Source organism: Paenibacillus xylanivorans, from assembly GCF_001280595.1.
Taxonomy (GTDB): domain Bacteria; phylum Bacillota; class Bacilli; order Paenibacillales; family Paenibacillaceae; genus Paenibacillus; species Paenibacillus xylanivorans.
The window spans coordinates 176,313-183,267 of the sequence record NZ_LITU01000060.1 but is presented as its reverse complement, the minus strand read 5'-3'; the positions used below and the strand labels follow the sequence as shown (position 1 = coordinate 183,267).

General features: G+C 50.9%; 5 protein-coding genes. 1 reads left to right on the top strand and 4 read right to left on the bottom strand.

The window, feature by feature from the left end; translation table 11 throughout:
- The 3 genes from AMS66_RS16210 to AMS66_RS16200 form a co-directional block, all read right to left on the bottom strand.
- Positions 1 to 1,675: B12-binding domain-containing radical SAM protein (locus AMS66_RS16210; protein ID WP_236703437.1), on the bottom strand; the 1,675-nt coding region annotated here is incomplete at its 3' end.
- A gap of 72 nt (positions 1,676 to 1,747) precedes the next feature.
- Entirely contained in the window at positions 1,748 to 3,628 is a 1,881-nt protein-coding gene (gene recQ, locus AMS66_RS16205) for a DNA helicase RecQ (RefSeq protein WP_053781782.1), read from the bottom strand.
- Positions 3,629 to 3,968: 340 nt separating this feature from the next.
- Positions 3,969 to 4,835, bottom strand: a complete 867-nt coding sequence (locus tag AMS66_RS16200; protein ID WP_053781781.1) for an Rpn family recombination-promoting nuclease/putative transposase — start codon at positions 4,833 to 4,835, stop codon at positions 3,969 to 3,971.
- A 328-nt stretch (positions 4,836 to 5,163) separates the two neighbouring features.
- Between AMS66_RS16200 and AMS66_RS16195 the strand changes: the two genes are divergently transcribed.
- Positions 5,164 to 5,685 carry a DUF5412 family protein gene (locus AMS66_RS16195; RefSeq protein ID WP_053781780.1) on the top strand — a complete coding sequence of 174 codons (522 nt, stop codon included), beginning with the start codon at positions 5,164 to 5,166 and terminating at the stop codon, positions 5,683 to 5,685.
- Between the two features lie 81 nt (positions 5,686 to 5,766).
- Here AMS66_RS16195 and AMS66_RS16190 read toward each other — a convergent pair whose 3' ends face one another.
- Positions 5,767 to 6,879, bottom strand: coding sequence for a glycosyltransferase family 2 protein (locus tag AMS66_RS16190; protein WP_236703436.1), 1,113 nt, complete (start codon positions 6,877 to 6,879; stop codon positions 5,767 to 5,769).
- Positions 6,880 to 6,955 lie beyond the last annotated feature (76 nt).

Here is a 6,955-nt window from a genome sequence, read left to right as displayed (position 1 = left end):
CCGCCGCATCTGCGGCAGAGTCTTCCCCGGCAGCAGCCGAACTTGCCCCAGCGGCAGTCGCACTCGTGCCGCTGCTTTCCAGCCATGCCGTGCCTGTGGCACCGGCAATGCGCGGCAGGCGAACGTCTTCCGGACGTTCAGCCAACGTTTTCATATAACCTGCCCACTGGTCTTTCTGGAGCGGATCTTCCCACCAGATTTTGCGTGGTTTGTATTTGTGGCCGAGGAAATAGTCCAGCTTCATCAGGCCGAGCACGATATCCATATGAGGCGTGTTCCGCGACTCCAGGAAGCTATGCAGACGGGTGAACAGATCCTCCAGTTGGTGACCGATCTTCTGCCAGCCCTGACCCTCCCAGTAATCCCCAAACGCCTGGAAGAAATCAAACGGCGAGTCAAATTCCTGCTCCATCAGATACTTCAGCGTATGATCCAACCGGTGTGCGTTCCAGTATTTCTCCAGCACATCCTCCAGCCGCTTCAGGCGTACGATGTCGCTGAACGGCAGCACATCACTGCCCAGAATCTCATACGGCGCGTGATCCATGTAGGTGTAATTGTACTTCTCCGCATCCAGACGCAGACCTGTACCGCGCAGCATTTTAAGGAATCCGAGCTGAAGCTCTTCCGGCCCCAAAGCAAAAACGTCGTTAAACGTCTTGCGGAACGTATTGTAATCTTCCTCCGGCAGTCCGGCGATGAGATCCAGATGCTGGTCGATTTTGCCGCTGGCTTTCACCTTGTTCACGGTTCGACTCAGCTTCGAGAAGTTTTGGCGTCGTTTTACCAGTTCATTGGTCGGATCATTGGTAGACTGAACCCCGATCTCGAACCGGAATGTGCCCGGCGGCGCATTCTCTGCCAGATAGTCCAGTACCTCGGGACGCATGATGTCAGCTGTAATTTCAAACTGGAACACCGTCCCCTGATGATTCTCAATCAGGAATTTGAACATTTCGAGCGCATAATCCCGCTTGATGTTAAATGTCCGGTCCACGAACTTAATTAGTTTCGCACCCTTCTCGATCAGGTACAGAATGTCTGACTTCGTCCGCTCAATATCGTAATACCGCACGCCTACCTCAATACTGGACAGACAGAACTGACAACTGAACGGACAGCCCCGGCTGGTTTCAAAATAAACAACGCGTTTCCCGAGATCCGGGATATCCTCTTCAAAACGGTGCGGTGACGGCAAATCGTTCAGATCCGCTTTCGGCCGTCCTGGCATGAGAATGACCTCTTCCCCTTTGCGATACGCCAGTCCATACACAAAATGAAACTTCTTGTCCCCCTCCAGCTCCGTCAAAAGCTGATGCAGCGTCTCTTCGCCTTCACCCATGACGATGAAATCCACATTGGGAATCCGGTTCATCCAATATTCCGTGTCGTAGGACACTTCCGGCCCGCCCAACAGGATTTTGACGTCAGGCATAACCTTTTTCAAAATATCAATGACCTTAATCGTCTCTTCAATGTTCCAGATGTAACACGAGAACCCGATCATGTCAGCACCGCGCTGATACAGATCGGACACGATATTCATAACCGGGTCTTTGATCGTATACTCGGCCAGCTCAATATCAAAATCCTTCTCACTGTATGCCTTCAGACACCGCAAGGCCAAGGAGGTATGGATGTACTTTGCATTTAATGTAGAAAGAATAACTTTCATGGTTCACAACCTTTGCCTGGACCACCAGACTATATTTTTCATTTCAAAACGTAAGAACCTTCAACCAACAACTCAATCATATTCATAAAAGGCGTCATCATCCGTGTCCACTTCTTCGCCCGTTTGCTTCTGGAAAAACTCCAGGAACGGCAGTCCGTACTTGCGGTACTTGACCTCACCGACCCCTTTAATATCCAGCATGTCACGTTCTGTCTGTGGACATACCACACTCATCTCGCGTAAGGTCGCGTCATTGAAAATAATGTACGACGGCACATGCTCTTTCGCCGCCAGATCACGACGGATCAGACGAAGTTGTTCGAATACCGTCTCGTTAACCGCAGATGGCATCGCATCGCGTCCACGACGTCCGCCGTAGTTCGTACCCGAAGCGGTTGCCGCCGTATTGCGGACCCCCCGCTGCATCACTTCACGCTGACCTTTGAGTACTTCCACCGCCAGTGGCTGCAAACGAACGACCGGATATTGTCCCTCGGACAGCATCAGATAGCCTTCCGATACCATAACGTTGATGATCTCCGCGATCTCACGCTCTGTGCGATTGCCCATTACGCCATAGGTTGGGAGGGAATTAAAGCCATAATCGAGCACTTTTTTGGCACGGGAGCCTTTGAGCACCGAAGCGACCAGAGATACACCATACCGTTCACGCATGCGGTGAATACAGCTGAATATTTTCTGCGCATCAATCGTCATATCCACCAGCTCGCGGTCGTCCGTACAAGAACTGCAAGTGCCGCATGGCTTGTCCTCATGCACCTCACCGAAATAATCCAGCTGAGCACTGCGCAGACAACGCGTCGTATAACAGTAATCGACCATCTGTTGCAACTTCCGGTAATCATTCTGTTTGCGGTCGCCCTCCATCGGATTCTGCTCGATTAGGAACTTCTGGGTGATAATATCCTGTGCCCCGAATAACAAAATGCACTGGCTCGGCTCTCCGTCCCGTCCCGCACGCCCGGCTTCCTGCACATATGCCTCCATATTCTTCGGCATGCTGTTATGAATAACGTAACGCACGTTAGATTTATCAATCCCCATCCCGAACGCATTCGTCGCCACCATCACCCGGATATCATCGTACAAAAAAGCTTCCTGGCTCTGGGACCGTTCATCGTCCGTCATCCCGGCATGGTAGCGTCCTGCTGGCAATCCTGCCTGCAGCAAACGCTGATGCAAATCGTCCACGTCCTTGCGAGTCGCGGCGTATACAATCCCCGGCTCGCTGGCATGCTCGCGCGCGTAATTCAGGACAAAGTCCTTTTTGCTCTCACCGCGCAGCACGCTGAACGCCAGATTATCCCGCCCCAGTCCGGTCACATACGTCTGCGGGTCCTGCAAACGCAGCAGCCGCAGAATATCGCCCATGACCTCGGGCGTCGCCGTTGCCGTAAAGGCCGCAACCACTGGCCGCTCCGGCAAACTGTCCACAAACGGCGCTACCGCCAGATAGCTTGTCCGAAAATCATGCCCCCACTGCGATACACAGTGAGCCTCATCCACAGCAACGCAAGAGATTGGCAGATAGCCCATCTCCTCGCGGAACCAATCCAGCTCCAGTCGCTCAGGCGCGACATAGAGCAGCTTCAGCTCACCGCGCTGCGCCGCGCGGATGCGATCATTCACTTCTTTGCCGCTGAGCGTACTATTAATATAAGCGGCTGCAATACCAGCCGTGGTCAGAGCATCAACCTGGTCCTTCATGAGCGAGATCAGCGGGGAGACGACAAGCGTTAGTCCTGAATACAACAAAGCGGGGATCTGATAACAGATCGATTTACCGCCCCCGGTTGGCATAATACCCAGCGTATCTTCGCGTTCGAGCAGGCTGGCTACAATCTTTTTCTGTCCCTCACGGAAGTCGGGGTAGCCATAATATTTTTGCAGGAGACCCTGCGCTTCTTCTAATGTAGGTGTTTGCACACTCATGTAAAGACTCCTTACTTATCACCGGTGTTCTTCCACCAGCTTGGTCCGATCCGATTCTGACATCCGAAAGCGGCATAAGCCGCATCCTTGACAACAAAATGGCGTTCTCATGACTTGTCCGTCAAGCAAACGCCGCTCCCTTTAGTTTAACGGCCCAGACCCGAATGAGCAACCGCGTTTTAATGTAAAATGCTCTTTGGCAGATGTGTAACAGCGGTATCCCCTAAGTGATCGGAAAGATTGCAAGAAGAATCAGGTGTGATTGAGAACATTCTAGAACAAATAAAAAACAACCGCCTGCCCTTAGGACAAGACGATTGTTGGATTTAAAGTGCAATTGCTAGTCTTTCAGCGCCTCAACTTCAGATTCAGTTAGACCACTCGTTTTGGCAATGATCGAAACTTCGATGCCGAATGAAAGCATATTTTTTGCAATTTCGATCGCCTTTCTTTTTTCACCTTCCATTAATCCTTTTTCTATTCCCTTGGCTATTCCCTTTTCCGTAGCCCATTCAATCATTGAGGCTTCATCATGCAAATACTTCTGCCGTTCTTCATACAAGCGACGCGCCTCACGATCCTGACTTAGAAACTCCAGCGTATCCATCGCTTTCTTCAATGTAGGTTCATTCATTTGCAGCACCTCCCAATTGGATTTGTCAGCACCTTTCAGGAACAAAAGCCAGTTAATCAGACCACCTTCCATTGGAACAGACTGATCATCCAGCTTGGACAACTCCATAAAATGAACTTCGAGATCATCACTCAATTCAAGTCCAGTATGGTCTTCCCTCAGATGAAATACATTATGATAGCGCTCATTCGTGATAAACGAGTAATTTAAAATATTAATCGTCACGCACTTTTTCAATTCCTTGTACGTTTGGCCTTCCTGCAACTGACTAGAATAACGTTTGCTCCAATAATATAGAGTTCGTTTCTCAATATCGTATTTATTAAACAACTGCATCTCAATGTTAATCAGCTTTCCTTCCACTGTTTTCGCCCAAATATCAAATATGGACTGTTTATCCAGTGGAGCATCTTTATCGGTATACGGATTAAGGAGTACAATCTCTGTCAGCGGCTGTTCCCCCGACTCTGCAAACGTTCGGTTCAAGAAGACCAGCAGCACATCTTTATTTTCTTCACTGCCAAAAATACGCTTGAAAACAAAATCGTTTCGAGGATCGAGTAAATCAGACATCTGACCATCAACTCCGTTTCTTTCTATTATACCATGCTTGGCGTGCTTAATTACAGCATCAACCACCTTTATGTAAGTTAAACATTCCACGTCAAACTACTGATTCATGCGCTTCTTCAATTCTTGAGTTTGCTAATAAGGTCCTTTACCTTCATTTAACTTTGTCCTCTCTTAATGGAGGATTATTTTAACTTATTTGTTATTAATTAATATCCACAATGTGTTACTATCGATTAACGATTAACTTACAGAAAGACATTTGCATACCTACATATCCATTTCCAAATATCCTTCGAACCCACTGCCTTTAAAGGAGGTCCGTTTTATTATGAAACAGCATGCACATCCTAGTGACTCTTCAAATATCTCACCACCAAAATCATGGATACGTCGACATCCGATAATCACCGCATTTACGTTATTGATTCTGTTGCTATTTGCCGCCGTATACCTTTACTTCATGCTTCGCCCTTACTTCTCCACGTTTGATCGTTCCGAACAAGGGCAACTTAGCTACTCCATGTCATCGCCGAATGGAGAGTATGTCGCCGAGATGTACGGTGTGCCTTACGGTGGTGCGGCAGGTGGAGTCACAATCTGGGTAGATGTGAAGAAGATCGTTGCCTCGGACATGTTCACAGTAAAAACCATATACCGTGCCAAATATCACGGGGCCAACCACCTCGAATGGGAAAATGAAAATACGCTCCGGATCGAAAACCGGAACGAGTACAGCGATGATAGCATTACGCTAAACATCGATGATGAAATCTATGACAGCTGGGGCTGGGCATGCCGAAGCCTGCGTACAAAGGACCAGTATGTTCGGTGCCTGGCACCCGAAAAGTAGAAAATACAAATAAGCAGCCCCGCTCGCCGACTCTCATGGCCAAGCAGGGCTGCTCTTGTTCATCTCTACAGCGGATCACCACTACTCTTTCTCTTCCGAGCCATTGTTCCGCTTACTTACCACAGCTTCAATCTTCTGCCGATTGGCGAGCAGGCCGGGGTCATCCGGCAGATACTCCCTTGCTTTGCTGTTATGCTGGAGCGCCTGCTCCCAGTTTCCCATGTGAGCGTAACAAAGTGAGAGCCGGGCGTGGGGCAGCCAAGTGCGGCATGCCGCAGGAACGGGACGCAGACCCGGATCGCGGCTGCTGACATCCAGCGCTTGCATATACCAGTAGATGGCGGAGACCAGCTCCTGCCGCTCCTGGAAGCAGGCGGCGATGGCGCAGCAGAAGTCGGCATGCGGCAGGTCGAATTGAAATGATTGCAGCAGCGCGCCGAGCTTCCGGCCCGGCTCACCAAGCCGTTCATAACATTCTGCCATGCGCGCGCAGGCAATGAGCTGATCCTCGCGATAGCCGCTCGGCTCCAGCAGCAGCTTCGCGTACGCCCGAACCGCCGCCGCATAACGCTGGCGGTCGAAGCATTCGCCTGCATAATAGAACAGCAGGCGTCCCTGGGCTACGCCCTCTTCGGCGATCCATTTGCGCAGAATGCGCACGTTTCGCGCCGAATGATGGCCCGCTTCGCGGCGGTGCGTGACGGCAATATCTGCCGTAATGACCCCGCCCGGCGGGAAAGCAAGCTGCTCGTGCAGCCGGCCATGCCAGCGGCAGCCCGCCTCTCGCCTGACGAGGCGCATCCGTCGGTCCGTCACGAGCGGACTTCCCTCCGGCCCCTCGGCCAGCGTATAGCTCAACATCACAGCCGCCGTCTCACCGCCTGACGGCAGCTGCTGCTTCAGCATCTTCAGCTTCGCCCGATCAGGGGGAAGCAGCACATCATCCGCGTCCAGCCACAGGATATACTCCTGCGTGGCCTGGTCGAATGAATAATTTCGTGCGGCGGCAAAATCATCCTTCCACTCATACGTGTAGACCCGGTCGGTATACTGCGCGGCAATCTCCATCGTACGGTCGGAAGAACCGGTATCTACAATAACGATTTCGTCCGCAATTCCGGCGACCGAGTCGAGACAGCGCGCAAGCGTGCGTTGCTCGTTCTTCACAATCATGCACAGACTGATGGTGATCACGGTTTAAGCCCCTTCCTGTCTTGCGCGTATTGCTACAGTTGTGTGACTACCTTGCTCTTTTGTACTTTTGTACTTA